Source organism: Mariniflexile soesokkakense (assembly GCF_039650365.1).
GTDB lineage: Bacteria > Bacteroidota > Bacteroidia > Flavobacteriales > Flavobacteriaceae > Mariniflexile > Mariniflexile soesokkakense.
In genome coordinates, this window is sequence record NZ_JAZHYP010000001.1 from 590463 (window position 1) to 607251 (window position 16789).

Consider the following 16789-nt stretch of genomic DNA (forward strand, 5'->3'; position numbering starts at 1 on the left):
TTTATAACCTTTTAAGCTAAAAGTTAAATTAAACATTTTAAAAATGTATTTTTATACTTTATTATAACCATCGATGCTTTCTATTTTAATTCCAACTTTCAACTACAACATTGTTCCTTTGGTTGAAGAAATTTTTGAACAGGTTTCAAAATGCGATATTGTGTTTGAAATTTTAGTTTACGACGATGGTTCTAATTCTCCACTAAACACTAAAAACAAAACTATTAACTTGATTGAAAATTGCTGTTTTAAGGAATTACCCAATAATATAGGCCGAAGCGCCATTAGAAACCTTCTTGGTACCAATGCAAAATATGAAACTTTATTATTTATTGATGCTGGAACATTTCCAAAAGAAAAAGATTTTATAGAAAATTATATTTCTATTAACAACAAGGAACTAATTATAGGCGGTATGACCTTTGGTGAAGAACCAGTTAAAAAACCTTATAAATTACGATGGCTCTACACAAAAAAAAGAGAAACAAATAAAGGATTGCATTCATCAAATTTTTTAATTAAAAAAAGCATATTTCAATTAAATTTATTTAACGAATCATTAAAAAAATATGGCTGTGAAGATGTACTATTTTTCGATAATCTCGCAAAAAGCAATGTCAAAATTCTTAAAATAAACAACCCGGTAATTCATGAAGCAGATGATGATGCTAACACTTTTGTAAAAAAAACAGAGTTTGCCATTGAAAATTTAATACAATTAATTGATGAAGGCAAACTAAGCATTTCACATTATAAAATATCCAAACTTTACATGCAACTTAGCCCGTTAGGTTTGGATAAATTTATTTATTTACTTTTCAAATGGCTTAAACCTTTGTTACTAAAAAATTTTAATTCCAATTATCCTTCCATATTATTGTTTGATTTTTATAGATTAGGCTATTATTGTTTTCTAAAAAATAAGAAATGACTCCTTTTTTCTCGATAGTAACACCATTATACAATAAAGAAAAATACGTGCAGGAAACTTTAAAAAGTGTTCTAAACCAAACATTCTCAAACTTTGAAATTATCATTATTAATGACGGAAGCACCGATAATAGTGTAGAAGAAGTAAAAAAATTTAACGACCCAAGAATTAAACTTTATACCCAAACAAACCAAGGATTATCTGGTGCTAGAAATTCTGGAATAAAAAAGGCAACAGCAAATTACATTGCGCTTATTGATGCTGACGATTTTTGGTTGCCCCACCATTTGGAACAACTATACAATCTAATAAACACGTACCCAAGTAAAGGGTTGTATTGCACAGGTTACACATTACAAAAATCTGCTACTATTTTTCATAGAGCGCAATTTAATGGCTTACCAGAAAACTTTAAAGGAATTGTTCCTGATTTTTTTAAACACTCTTTGCAGAATTGTGTAGCATGGGTTTCTGCAATTTGTATCCCAAAAGATGTTTTTAATGATGTGGGAGACTTTGATCCGGAAATTTTCTCTGAACAAGACACTGATTTATATATTAGAATAGCCACCAAATATGAAGTAGCTTTAGATAATACGTCCGTTAGTGCCATTTATAACCGAACTATGGAAGATGGCATTTCAAACGCTTTATTCAAAAAAAACATTCCGAAATTTGTTTTTACTTATAAAAACATTGAAAAGAACAACCAAGATTTAAAAAAGTACATTGATTATAACAGGTTTTCATTAGTTATAAATTTTAAACTTGCTTCAAACAATAAATTAAGCAAAATTTTAATTGAAGATATTAATTTGAATAATTTGAATTTAATCCAAAAAACCTTGCTTTACCTACCCAACCCTGTTATTAAATGGTTGTTTTATATTAAAAACAAATTTAAACTTAATGCCCTGTTTATTTTTAAGCCAAAAGAAGGGTAGATGTTAAATTATTTGAATTTTCTCAATAAATCAATCCATTTTTGAATGTTATTTTCTTCTGAAAACGGGTTGGAACTTTGGTTTAAATTACCTTTAATTTTTTTGTAAAAAGCATCGTTTAACAGCAATTTGTTTAAAGATTCTGTTAACATATCTGCGTTTTGGTTATCTACCAACAAACCATTTTCTTCATGTTTTATTATTTCAGCAGGTCCGCTTTTACAATCAAATGAAATAACAGGAGTTTTTAGAGATAATGCCTCAATAAGCACCATAGGAAACCCCTCCGATTTACTGGTTAAAACCAAAGCCTTCGCTTTTTGTATATACGCTAATGCATTGCTTTTAAATCCCATTAACTTAACAAAAGCATTTAAGTGTAAATCGTTAATAAGCTTATTTAAATTCCTCTTTTCAACCCCTTCGCCTAAAATTAACAGCTTAATACCATGCCCAATTAATTTTGAGTCTTTATAGCTTTTTATTAAAACATTAAATTGTTTTATATCTGTTAACCTTCCTACACCAATAATATAATTAGAGTTGCTTAATATATCTAAATCACTGTGGACACCTATGCTATTTAATATCGCATAGTTATAAATTACATGACTTTCTAAACCTAATCGTTGGCTAATCTTCTTTTGAATTTCTTTACTTACCGCAACAATTCCCCTATTTTTTACAAAAGTGCTTCTTGAAAGCCAAGGCACATTTACTAAAGGAAAATAAAGTTCTAAATTGAAATGGTGAACGCAATAAATAACCTTCTCATTTTTAAAGATTATTTTAGAAAAAATGAACTCTTTAATAAAATTTGACCTTACTCTATGGTCTAAAATAACATCAAATTGTTGTGTTTTAAAAAAAGATTTAAACTTAAAAAAAGATCTTAGCTTATTGCTGTTTTTTATTTTTCCGAAATTATAAAGCGATCCTTTATATGGATAAACAACGACATCAATCATGGTTACTACGGTTACAGTATATCCTTTTTCAGATAAAGAAATAGCCAAATTAGATACCATTTTTTCTGCACCACCAGAACCAAGACTATCTGTAAGTAAACATATTTTTTTAATCATGTTTTTCTAAAAAATAGGTATCGAAGTCTATATTGTCCATTACTTTTCTTTTTCGCTCTTTAAATGTATTGCTAAAAATACTTTTACGGGCATCCATATCTTTATACATCACCCCAAAAAGATGCCCAATACTTTCATAAGTATGGTCTGCCATAAAAACCCTGTTGGGCTTATATTCAAAATCTTTAGGTAATTGAAAATCTTTGGAAACCCAAACAAAAAAAGGAATTTCAAACATACATTTCCTTAATATGGTTTCGGAACGACCAAAAAAATCGGTATTATCATACACATTTTCACCATGGTCTGATAAATATAAAAGTGCACTTTTTTCAGGGCGCTCTTGAAGTTCCTTAATAAGTGAATACACTATAAAATCGTTATACAAAACCGCATTATCATAATAATTTATAACGGTTTCCTTTTTAGTTGCATTTGCATCACTTACAAACTTATTATAAGTTTTTGGATAACGTTTGTTATAATCAAAATGAGTCCCTATTAGTCTAAGAAAAACAACTTTTTTACCGGATTGATTCAGTATATCTTTATAATCTGGAAAAATAATCTCATCTAAAATAGTCGTGTGTTTATCAATCTTATGATTGTAAAATTTAAATTGATAAGAAGCCGATGCAATTTTACTAATTGCATTGTCATGAAAGCTAATGGGTCTTTGATTTGAAAGCCAATAGGTTTTATAACCTGCTTTATTAAAAATTTCAATAAGGTTTGTAGTTGTATCTTCAGTACTGGTATTATCTAATGATGTTAATATTTTTGGAACTGCTTTAAGCGTAAAAACATCGGTAGAAATAACGTTATTATACACAAATAAACTGCTTTTAAATGCGCTTAAAAGAGGTGTAGTTTCTCTTTTATAGCCATAAAGTTGCATGTGCCCACTTGTTGTAGATTCTCCTAAAACCACCACTAAAACTTCATTATCGGCAGTAATTTGAATATCTTCTTTTGATATTTCTGTATTAAACTTAACACTCTTTTGCAATTCAAAATAGCCATAAGTACCTCTAACAATATTATGGTAGGCATTATTTTCTATTAACCCAGTTAATTTTAATGTGGCAATAATCCCTAAAAAAAACAAAGCCCCAAAAAGAACTTTTTTTGAGTTTTTAATTTCCAATTTCTTCTTTCTAATAACAAAAAAAGAAACAACCATTAAAGCTAGAAACAAGATTATTTTTGTGTTAATGTATGAAGCTGTAAACTCACTTAATTCCCGTTGGTTCGATTCTATTAAAAGGAACATGTAAGACGATGTGAAATTTGATGAAACCGCCATATAAGATGTAGTTTCTAATACAAAATACCCTACATAGAAAAAACATAAAACATCAATAAAAAACTGTTTTTTAAAAACATTGCTATATAGAATTGATATGATAGCAAAAAAGAAAAAAAGGTCTTCTAAAACGTCTCCTATCTCGATTAGATTTAAATCAATAAAAAAAACCAGAAAAAGATACTTAAATAGTAACGGCAGTATTAAAATTAAAAAAAACTTATACGGTTTGTGATTCACTTTTTAAATGCTTTGTACGGTTTAAAAATACGAAAAGACATACTGCAATTAAATACAATAATGTGCTTGCAATATAAGCATAAAATACACCTTGAAGATTATAATATTTAAGCCCATACATACTTAACAGATAAAAAGACACATACAATATGGCATCTGTTATAAAATAGGAAGCTACCATTTTTTTAGCATGAAATTGGTAGGCAAACGAAAAGGCGATAATTTTAATAAAATCTCCAAGCAGTTGAAGATAAAAAAATTGTTCTACAATTAAAAACTCGTTTGTTAAAAACAACTTTATAAGTAAAACCCTGAAAAACAGAATTCCTAAAAACAAAATAATTACAAAAGGAATTAAATACTTAAAGTACGTTCTCATTATCTCAACATAACCTTTAACCGTTTTATTTGATGCCAATAGCGGTAAAAGGTACAGCGTAAACAACGAAGAGAAAAATATCATATAAAAACCAGATAATTTATTCATGGCTTCCCATAATCCAGCTGTACTTGTATCAATATTAGAAATAATAGTGTTTCGAATAAATAAATAACTTAAACTCAACAATACTGTAGAGTAAATTGCCATAACAATATATGTGGAGATAGCTCTTAAAAAGTTTATGGATATTGTTTTTAAATTGGTAATAGCCTCTACAAAAAACAACCTAACATCTTTAATTAAAATACTTAAAACAAAACTTAAAACAGGAATTAATATGCTTGCCATTAACGCCCCATTTAAATTAAAAAAGTAAACAAGTAAAAATGTAACAACGGCGTTTAGCACATTTGATATACTAATTAGTAATGTGTACAGCCTGAATTTTTGCAATCCGTTCACAATATAAACTACTAAAAAATTTAATGAAATTAAAGGCAAAAAGATTGACAAATACTTAAAAACGTAAGCTAAAGAAGCATCTTTTAAAATAAAAACACTTAGCTGATTTGAGAATACAAATAAAAAAAATCCAACAACTAATGAAAGGCATACACTCAAAGCAAAAGCAGAAGAAACAACGCTATTAAATTGTTTTTTATCTTGTTTGTTTTCGGCAATATATTTAATTAAGCCACTTTCAAAACCATTAGCTGTTACCCCTAAAACACCTTGTAAAATGTTTTTTAAATTTCCAACAATAGCATAACCAGAAGGCCCTAAATATATGGCACTAACTTTAGAAACAATAAACGATGTTATTAGTTTTCCTAAAACTATAATGCCATTAAATGAAAAAACTTTAAAAAACTGATTATAAAATATCTTTTTAAAAAATTCTTTCAATTTTCTGCTATTTAATTTTCATTCTTCTCTGTATCAACCCCAAAAAGTGAGCTTCCAAATATGAGTAAAATAATACCATAATACATAATATAACTTACAAAATGTGCCATAACAGCACCTTGTACATTATCGTATAAATCTATAAAATAAATACTGGTTGTATATAAGATAATTACCAAAAAGGCTTCGGTTAAAATGTAATGCCAAAACATTTTTTTTGCTAAAAATTGGTAGGCTATTACCATAGATAACACTTTAATAAAATCGCCTAACAATTGCCATAAAAACAGGTCTTCAACAGGTTTAAAATCTTCTGAAAAAATAATGGTTACTATATATGGTTTTAAAAAATATATGGCCACTAGCCCTATAACCAAAACAGGCATAACTGTTTTATAAAAGCCGAACACTTCTTTTCTAAATTCTTTAATACCATCTATTTCAGAAAATCTAGGCAAAATATATAAAGCCATTAAGGAACTAACAAGCATTAAATAATATTTAGATATTCTGGTCATGGCCTCCCAAAAACCAGCGTCTTTATAACCAACATTTTCAATAATATAAGAACGGATAGCAATGGCAACAAGCGGCATTATAATAGCTGAAAAAAGTGCCATTAAAGAGTAGGTGCCCATCTTTTTCAAGAAACTAAAACTTATGCTGTTTACTTTAATTAAAGGTGCTAAAGAGCGTCTATTGGTAATACCTACCAAGGTTATTAAAAATATTAACGACTCTGCAATAACTACCGATATTAATGCACCATCAATTTTCTTTTGATAGATTAAAAGTAAGGCGATGGATACGCTTAATATTTGCCCAATAATATTAATTACAATAAGTATTTTATACTTTGAAAAACCATTCATTATGGAAAATGAAAACATATTTAAAGCGTAAAACGGCAATACTATTGCAAACACTTTAATTACAAACGAATAATTATTGTAATCTGGGAAAATAATGTCATTTATAAACTGGGCATTAAAATAGCAGAAAAATGACACTAAAATGGTAGACGTAAAACCAACGTAAAATATAGTAGAAATGGTTTTACTTAACTCTACAACATCCTCCTTAAAATCTGAAATATATTTTACTGCACCATTATAAAAACCAAGAATGGCAATGGTTTGAAAAGAACCTACAAAGTTACGCAGGTTTCCTATTAATGCTAATCCCGTAGGACCAATAAAAACTGCAATAGCCTTAGACGTTAATATACCGGCAATTATTCTGGTTAATACTGAAGCTGCTTGTAACGAGGTTACTTTAATTAAAACGTTTTTATTTATATAATCGATTAATTTTTTCAATTATTGCAGGTTTACTTTTTTGTTCATAAACAATAAAATCTTCTTAATTAACGGTAAATGAATTTATTTATTTCCAACCTTTTATCTACAGGGAATCAAATATACAAAATCATTTTACGTATCAATACAAATTCAATTTTAAAATGTAAGAATTTATATATTAAAAATAAAATTGTTATTTTTTAAACAAGTAATAAACATTTATGCATAAAATAGCAGTATTGGTAATAATAATCGGTTTTGATAACGGCACTAACATAATACCATAAAATACAAATAGTAAACACCCAAAGGAGTTTACTATTCGTAATTTATTAACAGATTTCATTAAGAATGAGATTAAAACCGTTGCCATAGCGGCATATCCAATCCATTCTACACATGAAATCCCTAAGAACTCCAATGTTATATTGATTTATTTCGCTTTCTATCTACTTCTGTTAAATAGATTTTACGCAAACGCAAGTGATTAGGCGTTACCTCAACATACTCATCTTTTTGAATATATTCTAACGCTTCTTCTAACGAAAATTTAATAGCTGGAATAATTCTAGCTTTATCATCGGCACCAGATGAACGCACGTTACTTAACTTTTTAGTTTTGGTTACGTTAACCGTCATATCATCTCCACGAGAGTTTTCTCCAATAACTTGTCCTTCGTAAATATCTTCACCTGGATCTACAAAAAACTTACCTCTATCTTGTAATTTATCAATAGAATAAGGAATTGCTTGACCTTTTTCCATAGAAACCAAAGACCCATTTTGACGCTCTGGGATACCACCTTTTAACGGTTGGTATTCTTTAAAACGGTGTGCCATAATAGCTTCACCTGCCGTAGCCGTAAGCAATTGGTTTCTTAAACCAATAATACCTCTTGAAGGAATCATAAACTGGCAAACCATACGGTCGCCTTTAGCTTCCATACTTAACATTTCACCTTTACGAAGTGTAACCATTTCAATAGCTTTACCAGAAACGTTTTCTGGTAAATCGATCGTCATTTCTTCAACTGGCTCACATTTTACACCATCAACTTCTTTAATAATAACTTGTGGCTGACCAATTTGTAACTCATAGCCTTCACGTCGCATGGTTTCAATTAAAACCGATAAGTGTAATACCCCACGACCAAAAACCAAGAATTTATCAGCACTATCGGTCTCATTAACACGCAATGCCAAGTTTTTCTCAAGTTCTTTAGTTAAACGGTCTTTAATATGGCGAGAGGTTACAAACTTTCCGTCCTTTCCAAAAAATGGCGAATCGTTAATAGTAAACAACATACTCATAGTAGGCTCATCAATAGCAATGGTTTTTAGCCCTTGCGGATTTTCAAAATCGGCAACAGTATCACCAATTTCAAAACCTTCTAAACCAACTATAGCACATATATCTCCTGTTTGAACTTCATCAACTTTTTTACGGCCTAAACCTTCAAAAATATGTAGTTCTTTAATTTTATTTTTTACAATCTTACCATCTCTTTTTACCAAAGAAATGTTTTGCCCTACTTTTAATTCACCTCTAGTTAAACGCCCAATAGCAATTCGTCCTGTAAACGACGAAAAGTCTAACGATGTAATTAACATTTGAGTATTACCTTCTGGAATTTTTGGCGCAGGAATATGCTCAATAACCATATCTAACAAAGGCTCGATGTTTGACGTTTGGTTTTTCCAATCATCACTCATCCAGTTGTTTTTTGCTGAACCGTATACAGTAGGGAAATCCAACTGCCACTCCTCTGCACCCAATTCAAACATCAAATCGAATACTTTTTCGTGCACTTCTTCTGGCGTACAGTTTTCTTTATCAACTTTGTTAATTACAACACATGGTTTTAAACCTAAATCAATCGCTTTTTGTAACACAAAACGAGTTTGTGGCATCGGGCCTTCAAAGGCATCTACCAACAACAATACGCCATCTGCCATATTAAGTACACGCTCAACTTCGCCTCCAAAATCGGCGTGACCAGGCGTATCAATAATATTAATTTTGGTGTCTTTATATATAACCGAAACGTTTTTTGAAGTAATAGTAATACCTCTTTCACGCTCCAAATCATTATTATCAAGAATTAAATCACCCGTATTTTCGTTCTCACGGAATAACTGACAGTGATACATAATTTTATCAACCAACGTCGTTTTACCGTGGTCAACGTGTGCAATAATTGCAATGTTTTTAATATTAGCCATAATAGTGCCTTATTTTAAGCGTGCAAAGGTAACTATAAATTATGGAATATATTCTACATTATTTTTTTTTTAGGCATTACCCTTTGTGGCAATAACGTTTATCCATAAACACAAACGTAACTAATTAAGCCACAAAGGGTCGCTCTATACATTATAGCTTTTTTGCGCATAAGCGCGCACAAAAAAGGCTGCCATTTCTATCGCTAATGCACGTATCAATTAAGGGCAGTCAATTCAATTAAAAAAGTGGGTATTTATTTAGGGCATTAATCTTATCTTTGCAGCACTAAATTTTAAGCTGATGAACCTTCAAGATATTCCAAAAATAAAACACACCAACTCCAACAACTTTTTCCTTTTATGTGGCCCATGTGCCATTGAAGGTGAAGATATGGCGTTACGCATTGCCGAAAAAGTGGTTTCTATAACCAACAAATTAGAAATTCCTTATGTGTTTAAAGGCAGTTTTAAAAAAGCCAACCGTAGCCGAGTGGATAGTTTTACAGGAATTGGAGATGAAAAAGCCCTGAAAATCCTTAAAAAAGTTTCAGAAACTTTTGATGTACCAACAGTAACCGATATTCATGAAATTAGTGATGCTACATTGGCTGCTCAATATGTTGATGTATTACAAATTCCAGCCTTTTTAGTACGCCAAACCGATTTATTGGTTGCCGCAGCCGAAACCGGAAAAGTAATAAACCTAAAAAAAGGACAATTTATGAGTCCGGAAGCGATGAAACACGCCGTTCAAAAAATACACGATTCTGGCAATAGTAAAGCTTGGATAACCGATAGAGGCACCATGTTTGGCTACCAAGATATGATTGTAGATTTTCGTGGTATCCCAACCATGCGCCAATACGCTCCAACGGTTTTAGACGTAACCCATTCATTACAACAACCCAACCAAAGCGCAGGTGTAACAGGTGGCAGACCAGAAATGATTGAAACCATAGCTCGTGCAGGTATTGTAAACAATGTAGATGGTCTATTTATTGAAACCCATTTCGACCCAGCAAATGCAAAAAGCGATGGTGCCAACATGCTACATCTAGATAATTTAGAAAGGCTACTTACCAATCTGGTTGCCATAAGAAAAGTGGTAAACACACTTTAATTAAGCCTAAAATATCTTACATGACGCTTAAACCTATATTAGATCTCACCTTTTTTTGCTTTCATTTAACCTAGTTGCTCAATATTCTGAAATTATAAAATATACTGCTTCCAACAAAGGGAGGCTCTATATAAGTTGGGGTGGTAATAGAGAACGTTTTTCAAAATCGGATATTTATTTTAGAGGAGAAGACTACGAATTCACAATAAAAGATGCCTCAGCAATAGATAAACCAAAAGGTTGGTATACAGACTACATCAACCCCACTAGAATTACTATTCCACAAACCAATATAAAAATTGGTTATTTTGTTTCAGACCATTACATGGTTTAATTGGGTGTAGACCATATGAAATATGTTATGGATCACAATGCAAAACATCTTCATGGTTTTATCAACCTACCAAGTAACGAAGATGGTGCCATTTACAATGGCAATTATAATAACGTAACTGGTTTTCTTTCTAATGATTTCTTACAATTTGAACATACCAATGGCTTAAACTATGTATTTGTTGAAATTGCCCGTTACAATGGTATATCTACTGTATTTCATCTACCTAATATTGATAAATTTCAAATTAACATTACCGAAGGTATTGGGCTGGAGTACTTGTTCCTAAATCAAATACCACTTTGCTAGAAAAATACAAATATGATGAATTTCACTTGTCAGGCTATGGTGTTTCTTTAAATTCAGGACCAAACCCAACCTTTTACAAACACTTTTTTTACAATTAGATTTTAAAGGCGGCTACATTAATATGCCCGATATAAGAACAACTAGTAATACCTCGGAAAGGGCTTCACAGCATTTCACATTTTTACAGGCGTATTGTAACAATAGGAAGTGTGTTTAATATTTAAACATCGTTTTTAACTTCAGGTAAACAAATTTGAAGCTTTAGAAGTAATTCTACTCAAGTTGAATTAAGCAAATCCGTTTTCGGTTATTCTCCGTTTTTAAAAGAGGAATCTACTCATTAAAAATAAACTAATCTTCCTATTTGCCCTCTGTTTTTCTTGGCAAAACTTCTTCTGGAAAAGGAAATAAAATAGTTGAGTTTTTTTCAGCTGCTATGTTAGATAAGGTTTGATATAACCTTAATTTAATTGCCGATGGCGATTGATCTATTAATTTACCCGCTTCCAATAGTTTGCCTGCTGCTTGCTCTTCAGCTAAAGCTAATATGATGCGTGCTCTTCTTGAACGTTCTGCTTCTGCCTGATTTGCCATCATTCGTTTCATGTTTTCTGGCAACTGAATATCTTTAATTTTCACATCTATAATTTCAATTCCCCATCCTTTAGTTTCTACTTCAACAATACTTTTTATATTTTTCCCCATTTCTTCGCGCTTAGACAAGATGGTATCTAACTCCACTTTACCACAAACATCCCGCAATGCCGCCTGAGATAGTTGAGTAATGGCAAATTTAAACTCCTCTACTTCCAAAACAGCTTTCTCTGGGTTATGAATCTTAAAAAAAACAACCCCATCAATACTACAAGGCACATTATCTTCTGTCATTACTTCTTGGGATACCACATTAATGGTAATAACACGAATATCTACAACTTGAATAGTCTCTATAAAAGGAATAATCCACTTAAAACCTGGCTGAAGGGTTTTTATAAACTTACCAAATCTAAATTTTAAGGCGCGTTTGTATTCAAAAATAATTCGTATCCCCGATAATAAAAACACAACGACAAGAACAATAAATAATAACTGAGAGTTCATAACAATTTTTTTTTATTCTAAACAATTAATCATTCATTAAGATAATCAATTTTTAGCATTAAAGCAAATCATTATGCCTGTCTATTCTTAGTTTTGAAAACCTGATTTAGCTAACCTAAGGTATAATACCGAGTAGTTAAGCCTGTAAAAAACAACAATAAACACAACTTAAATACCTAGTGCTGAAGCGTTTTCAAACAAACCAAGCTTTTTTGGTTTTACTAAGCATATTTGATGCTTCAAGAAGTAATTCTACAAAATTGGCATGATTTAAATCTTCTAAAGATTTTAATTGAATAGAGCGTACTTGCTTTCTGTTATTGTCGTTTTTTAAAATAGGAAACTGCTTTTCTAAAAGAATTCCTTGAACAAAAGCTACATCAACATAATTTGTTCCCTTCAAAACATTTAAATATATCAGGGGCTTTTTGTGGCAGTTGTAAAACGGTATTTTATAACTGTACCGCTCCTCTACTTCTGGCAAGGTGTTCAAAATAACACTTCTTACATAAAGCATGATGGATTGGTATGGTTCTTTCTGATTTAAAAAATAGTCGTCTACTGGTTTCACTAAGTAATAGAAATTTAACTCATTCTCAAAATTAACAAAATTTTACAATGAATAATTAAATTTAATTTATTTACTTTGCAATTCAAAGTACTTTAATATGGAGCCTAAAGATTATTTAAAAGACATTAGCGAGATTAAACATTTAATGAACAAATCGTCGCGCTTTATTTCATTAAGTGGCTTATCAGGAATAATGGCAGGTGTTTATGCGCTTATTGGAGCCGCTGTTGCCTATTATTTAGTGATGAATTTTAGCTACGGAACTTTATTGCTAGATGGTCAAATATTTAGGTGGGTACTGTTAGATCTTATTTTGGTTGCCGCTTTCAGCATTATAACAGGTATTATTTTGACAACTAAAAAAGCAAAGAAAAACGGTTCTAAAATTTGGGATGTTACCTCACAACGCTTGGTAATCAATTTTTTAATTCCGCTAGTTGTTGGTGGGCTGTATATTCTAATTATATTAAATCAACAAAAATACGGACAAGCAGGTGCTTTAATGCTTATTTTTTACGGATTGGCTTTAATAAATGCTTCAAAATATAGTATTGGTGATATTAGGTATTTAGGTTTAGCTGAGATTATTTTAGGTTTAACCGCTGCCCTACTCCCTGGTTTCGGGTTTTGGCTTTGGGTTTTAGGTTTTGGGTTTTTACATATTATTTATGGCACTTGGATGCATTTTAAGTATGACTTGAAACAGTAAGCCGTTTACAGTTGCAGTATTCAGTTTTTATAGACAAATAAACGCATCAACAAATCAACATTAATTTTGAGCATAATAAACAATATAAATAAAGTATTCGATCACCGTATTAGATTAGGCATTATGTCTGTTTTAATGGTGAATGAATATGCCGATTTTAATACGCTAAAAGAACTTTTAGAAGTAACCGATGGCAATTTAGCAAGCCACACAAAAGCTTTGGAAACTGCCGATTACATAAAAGTTGAAAAACAATTTATTGGTAGAAAACCAAACACCCGTTACAGTACAACAAAATTGGGCGCATTCGAGTTTAAAAATCATATTGATGCCCTTGAAAAATTAATTAATAAACAATAACTCTATTTTTTTAATCTTTTACTTTGAAAAACAAAGTACTTTAAAATCAATAAATCATGGAAAACACAAACACACAACCGCAAAACAAATTTGGAAATTGGCTAAAAACATCTATCACAGCACGTATGTTCATCATAGGTTTTTTAACCTTAGTATTATTGATTCCGCTTTTCTTTATTCAAGATTTAATCAGAGAACGTTCTCACAGACAAACTGAAGTTATTAATGAAATAAATGAACAATGGGGAAACGAGGTGCTTATTTATGGCCCCATTTTAAAAGTACCCTATAAAACCTATAAAGAAAAAACTGTTTCGGATAAAAAAACAAAACAAGTGTACACCGAAACTATCGAGGAGATTCAATACGCTTATTTCTTTCCAGAAAACCTAAACATAAATTCAAACATAAATCCAGAAACAAAAAAAAGAGGTATTTATACCACTGCAGTTTACAATAGTAAAATAACGCTTACTGGTTCATATACCAAACCAGATTTTAGTGATATTGAAATTAATGACAAAGACATTCTTTGGGACAAAGCAAAAATTATCATTCAATCATCAAACGTAAAAGGAGTAAACGAAGCAAATTTAAAACTAGGTGAAACAAGTTACGAACTAACATCAAAATATAATGGCGAAAAAAAATATAACTTTAATGATGTTGTGCTTCACACACTAGAAACAAAAAACATTATAAAAACACTATTAGAGTTTCAAAAACCGTTAACCTTTAATATAAACTTGAATATAAAAGGTAGCGAGCAAATTCGTTTTATTCCAACGGGCAAACAAACCAAAGCTGAAATAACTTCAAACTGGAAAACTGCTAACTTTTTTGGCGAGTTTTTACCGTTTAATGACAATAAAATAACAGAAAATGGTTTTAATGCTAAATGGAAAATACTGGATTTAAACCGTCCGTTTTCACAACAACACTTTAATGGTATTCCAGATTTAAAAGAATTTGCATTTGGGGTTAATTTTATGATTCCCGTAGACGAATACCAAAAAAGCGAACGCTCAGCAAAATATGGCTTTTTAGTTATCGCCCTAACATTCTTAATTTTCTTTTTAATTCAAACACTCAGTAAAATAAATATTCATCCCTTCCAATATTTAATGATTGGGTTGGCACTCACAATGTTTTACACCTTATTGGTCTCCATTTCAGAACACAGCAATTTCTTAAAAGCCTATTTAATAGCAGGAATTTCAGTAATTGTGCTCATCACATTATATTCAAAATCCATCTTAAAAACATTTAAGTTTCCTTTATTTATTGGGTTATCCTTAACGGCACTTTACACCTTTATTTATGTCATCATTCAGTTAGAAAACTATGCACTTATAGTAGGAAGCATCGGCTTGTTTTTAATATTAGCCATCGTTATGTACGTATCGAGAAAAATAGATTGGAACCACGGATAATTTTATTAGTTAATAATACGGGCGTTACCCCCGAAAAAAAAATCGGGGGTCGCGCTTTACGTTACAAGTCCTCACTCCTGTGTCGATATAGGATTTACACTGCAAATACAAAGTATTCACGATTTCATTAATTTGAAATAAAAATATATGAGTAATCGCTAACGCAAAAAAAAACAAACTATGAACAATTTTATAGCAACAAGTAAGTCAATAGCCGCTATTAGTTTCATTTTTGGAACTATCTTATTTGCACTTCAAATATCTTTTCATCACACGGATATGTTTATTTACCCTGGTTTAATATTTGTAATAATCGCAATCATAATAAATACATTTTCTTTTTTTGGATTATTAATTTACTTGTTAGGAAACCCAAAAGAAAAACTTGAAATTATAAAAGCATGCGGAATAGTACTCCTAAATATTCCAATTGCAATCTTATATTTCTTTATAATTATAAACATAGAATTTCCAACCGAATTTTAAATTATGAAACTACAATTCAACAAAACCTACATAATTCTTACTCTGTTACTTTTCACCACCGAAGCATTTATAGCCATATTTTTAAAAACTGGTTTTATTCGGCATACGTTTGGCGATTATTTGATAGTTATTTTAATGTATTGCTTTTTTAAAAGCTTCATTAAAGGCAATCATTTTTATATAGCCATGAGTGTTTTAGCTTTTTCTTTTGTTGTAGAATTTTTTCAACTGGTTAATATTCTTAAACCTCTAAATTTACAAAACAGCCATATAGCAAAACTTATACTGGGTAGTACTTTTCAAATTTCAGATTTAATGGCTTACACCTTAGGAATTGTTACTGTTTTAATTGTAGAATACAAACTTAAAAAAAATGAATAGTATAAAAACGCTTCTTATAAATCGATATAAAACCTTTGCCTTATTAAGCTTGTCTATGGCGTTTAGTATTGTTTTACTTATGATACGGATTAAATTAGCGCATTCATTCTTCTTCTCTTTTTTAGTATGGAATTTGTTTTTGGCATTAATACCTTATGTAATCAGTACATATTTAACAGGCAGTACAAATTTAAATAAAATAGAAATCGTGGTTTGGTTTTTAATATGGCTGCTTTTTCTACCAAATGCACCTTACATTGTTACAGATTTATTGCATTTAAAAGTAAGTTCTCACCATCGTTTATGGCTAGATGTTTTAGTGGTAAGTGCCTTTGCTTTAAATGGGTTACTCATTTTTTTTATTTCACTTACAGATATGGAAGATATCATTAATCGATATATGAACAAAAAACAAACGAACTACTTTATTATGTGTTTACTTTTCCTTTGTAGTTTTGGTGTGTATTTAGGTAGATTTTTACGTTATAATTCTTGGGAATTAATCCAGAATCCGACAGAACTATTAAATGATGTTTTTGAAATAACATGTAATCCAAACGCACATTTAGAAGCTTGGGTATTTACATTAATTTTTGGTGTTTTTTTAAACCTAGGGTATTGGGTTTTTAAACAGTTATTCGAAAAACCTAATTCGTTCGTCTAAAAA

At 30.5% G+C, this 16789-nt stretch carries 18 protein-coding genes; 10 read left to right on the forward strand and 8 right to left on the reverse strand.

Annotated features, from left to right (window positions below; all coding sequences use genetic code 11):
• The first annotated feature begins 73 nt into the window (after positions 1-73).
• Both VP395_RS02710 and VP395_RS02715 read left to right on the forward strand, forming a co-directional pair.
• Positions 74-931, forward strand: a complete 858-nt coding sequence (locus tag VP395_RS02710; RefSeq protein ID WP_346240168.1) for a glycosyltransferase family 2 protein — start codon at positions 74-76, stop codon at positions 929-931.
• On the forward strand, positions 928-1875 hold the full coding sequence (locus VP395_RS02715) for a glycosyltransferase family 2 protein (protein ID WP_346240169.1): 948 nt from the start codon (positions 928-930) through the stop codon (positions 1873-1875). The genes VP395_RS02710 and VP395_RS02715 overlap by 4 nt, the downstream gene beginning before the upstream one ends.
• Before the next feature lie 8 nt (positions 1876-1883).
• Here the strand turns inward: VP395_RS02715 and VP395_RS02720 are convergent, their stop codons facing one another.
• From VP395_RS02720 to typA, 6 genes are all read right to left on the reverse strand, one after another.
• The gene (locus VP395_RS02720; RefSeq protein WP_346240170.1) at positions 1884-2960 is read right to left on the reverse strand and encodes a glycosyltransferase; all 1077 of its coding nucleotides are present in this window, start codon (positions 2958-2960) and stop codon (positions 1884-1886) included.
• Positions 2953-4266 (reverse strand): phosphoethanolamine transferase, encoded by a 1314-nt coding sequence (locus tag VP395_RS02725; RefSeq protein ID WP_346240171.1) that lies wholly within the window; start codon positions 4264-4266, stop codon positions 2953-2955. The genes VP395_RS02720 and VP395_RS02725 overlap by 8 nt, the downstream gene beginning before the upstream one ends.
• Before the next feature lie 220 nt (positions 4267-4486).
• Positions 4487-5794 (reverse strand): O-antigen translocase, encoded by a 1308-nt coding sequence (locus VP395_RS02730; RefSeq protein ID WP_346240172.1) that lies wholly within the window; start codon positions 5792-5794, stop codon positions 4487-4489.
• Between the two features lie 11 nt (positions 5795-5805).
• Positions 5806-7113 carry an O-antigen translocase gene (locus tag VP395_RS02735; RefSeq protein ID WP_346240173.1) on the reverse strand — a complete coding sequence of 436 codons (1308 nt, stop codon included), beginning with the start codon at positions 7111-7113 and terminating at the stop codon, positions 5806-5808.
• A 175-nt stretch (positions 7114-7288) separates the two neighbouring features.
• Entirely contained in the window at positions 7289-7516 is a 228-nt protein-coding gene (locus VP395_RS02740; RefSeq protein ID WP_346240174.1) for a uroporphyrinogen decarboxylase, read from the reverse strand.
• Positions 7517-7518: 2 nt separating this feature from the next.
• Entirely contained in the window at positions 7519-9318 is a 1800-nt protein-coding gene (gene typA, locus VP395_RS02745) for a translational GTPase TypA (protein WP_346240175.1), read from the reverse strand.
• 301 nt (positions 9319-9619) lie between these two features.
• Between typA and kdsA the strand changes: the two genes are divergently transcribed.
• Genes kdsA through VP395_RS02760 form a run of 3 tightly spaced genes read left to right on the forward strand, consistent with a single transcriptional unit; the run spans position 9620 to position 11081 of the window.
• The gene (kdsA, locus tag VP395_RS02750; RefSeq protein ID WP_346240176.1) at positions 9620-10438 is read left to right on the forward strand and encodes a 3-deoxy-8-phosphooctulonate synthase; all 819 of its coding nucleotides are present in this window, start codon (positions 9620-9622) and stop codon (positions 10436-10438) included.
• Between the two features lie 55 nt (positions 10439-10493).
• On the forward strand, positions 10494-10772 hold the full coding sequence (locus tag VP395_RS02755; protein ID WP_346240177.1) for a hypothetical protein: 279 nt from the start codon (positions 10494-10496) through the stop codon (positions 10770-10772).
• Positions 10773-10799: 27 nt separating this feature from the next.
• The gene (locus VP395_RS02760; RefSeq protein ID WP_346240178.1) at positions 10800-11081 is read left to right on the forward strand and encodes a hypothetical protein; all 282 of its coding nucleotides are present in this window, start codon (positions 10800-10802) and stop codon (positions 11079-11081) included.
• A gap of 360 nt (positions 11082-11441) precedes the next feature.
• On the opposite strand, the gene VP395_RS02765 is transcribed toward VP395_RS02760, so the two are convergent.
• Together VP395_RS02765 and VP395_RS02770 are read right to left on the reverse strand one after the other, a co-directional pair.
• Positions 11442-12182 (reverse strand): slipin family protein, encoded by a 741-nt coding sequence (locus VP395_RS02765; RefSeq protein WP_346240179.1) that lies wholly within the window; start codon positions 12180-12182, stop codon positions 11442-11444.
• 193 nt (positions 12183-12375) lie between these two features.
• Positions 12376-12753, reverse strand: coding sequence for a DUF1801 domain-containing protein (locus VP395_RS02770; protein ID WP_346240180.1), 378 nt, complete (start codon positions 12751-12753; stop codon positions 12376-12378).
• A 97-nt stretch (positions 12754-12850) separates the two neighbouring features.
• Here VP395_RS02770 and VP395_RS02775 point away from each other — a divergent pair, with 97 nt between their 5' ends.
• From VP395_RS02775 to VP395_RS02795, 5 genes are all read left to right on the forward strand, one after another.
• A complete protein-coding gene (locus VP395_RS02775; RefSeq protein WP_346240181.1) occupies positions 12851-13462 on the forward strand; it encodes a hypothetical protein in 612 nt (203 codons plus the stop codon).
• A gap of 66 nt (positions 13463-13528) precedes the next feature.
• Positions 13529-13822 (forward strand): winged helix-turn-helix domain-containing protein, encoded by a 294-nt coding sequence (locus tag VP395_RS02780; RefSeq protein WP_346240182.1) that lies wholly within the window; start codon positions 13529-13531, stop codon positions 13820-13822.
• Between the two features lie 56 nt (positions 13823-13878).
• Positions 13879-15255: a cell envelope integrity protein CreD gene (gene creD / locus VP395_RS02785; RefSeq protein ID WP_346240183.1), complete on the forward strand. Its 1377-nt coding sequence runs from the start codon at positions 13879-13881 to the stop codon at positions 15253-15255.
• Between the two features lie 489 nt (positions 15256-15744).
• Positions 15745-16122: a ribosomal maturation YjgA family protein gene (locus VP395_RS02790; RefSeq protein ID WP_346240184.1), complete on the forward strand. Its 378-nt coding sequence runs from the start codon at positions 15745-15747 to the stop codon at positions 16120-16122.
• A complete protein-coding gene (locus VP395_RS02795) occupies positions 16115-16786 on the forward strand; it encodes a DUF1361 domain-containing protein (RefSeq protein WP_346240185.1) in 672 nt (223 codons plus the stop codon). The genes VP395_RS02790 and VP395_RS02795 overlap by 8 nt, the downstream gene beginning before the upstream one ends.
• Positions 16787-16789: the final 3 nt, after the last annotated feature.

Coding starts and splice junctions, on each gene's coding strand:
- VP395_RS02710 (WP_346240168.1), top strand. CDS start 74: ATGCTTTCTATTTTAATTCCAACTTTCAACTACAACATTGTTCCTTTG.
- VP395_RS02715 (WP_346240169.1), top strand. CDS start 928: ATGACTCCTTTTTTCTCGATAGTAACACCATTATACAATAAAGAAAAA.
- VP395_RS02720 (WP_346240170.1), bottom strand. CDS start 2,960: ATGATTAAAAAAATATGTTTACTTACAGATAGTCTTGGTTCTGGTGGT.
- VP395_RS02725 (WP_346240171.1), bottom strand. CDS start 4,266: ATGGCGGTTTCATCAAATTTCACATCGTCTTACATGTTCCTTTTAATA.
- typA (WP_346240175.1), bottom strand. CDS start 9,318: ATGGCTAATATTAAAAACATTGCAATTATTGCACACGTTGACCACGGT.
- kdsA (WP_346240176.1), top strand. CDS start 9,620: ATGAACCTTCAAGATATTCCAAAAATAAAACACACCAACTCCAACAAC.
- VP395_RS02760 (WP_346240178.1), top strand. CDS start 10,800: ATGGATCACAATGCAAAACATCTTCATGGTTTTATCAACCTACCAAGT.
- VP395_RS02765 (WP_346240179.1), bottom strand. CDS start 12,182: ATGAACTCTCAGTTATTATTTATTGTTCTTGTCGTTGTGTTTTTATTA.
- VP395_RS02775 (WP_346240181.1), top strand. CDS start 12,851: ATGGAGCCTAAAGATTATTTAAAAGACATTAGCGAGATTAAACATTTA.
- creD (WP_346240183.1), top strand. CDS start 13,879: ATGGAAAACACAAACACACAACCGCAAAACAAATTTGGAAATTGGCTA.
- VP395_RS02790 (WP_346240184.1), top strand. CDS start 15,745: ATGAAACTACAATTCAACAAAACCTACATAATTCTTACTCTGTTACTT.
- VP395_RS02795 (WP_346240185.1), top strand. CDS start 16,115: ATGAATAGTATAAAAACGCTTCTTATAAATCGATATAAAACCTTTGCC.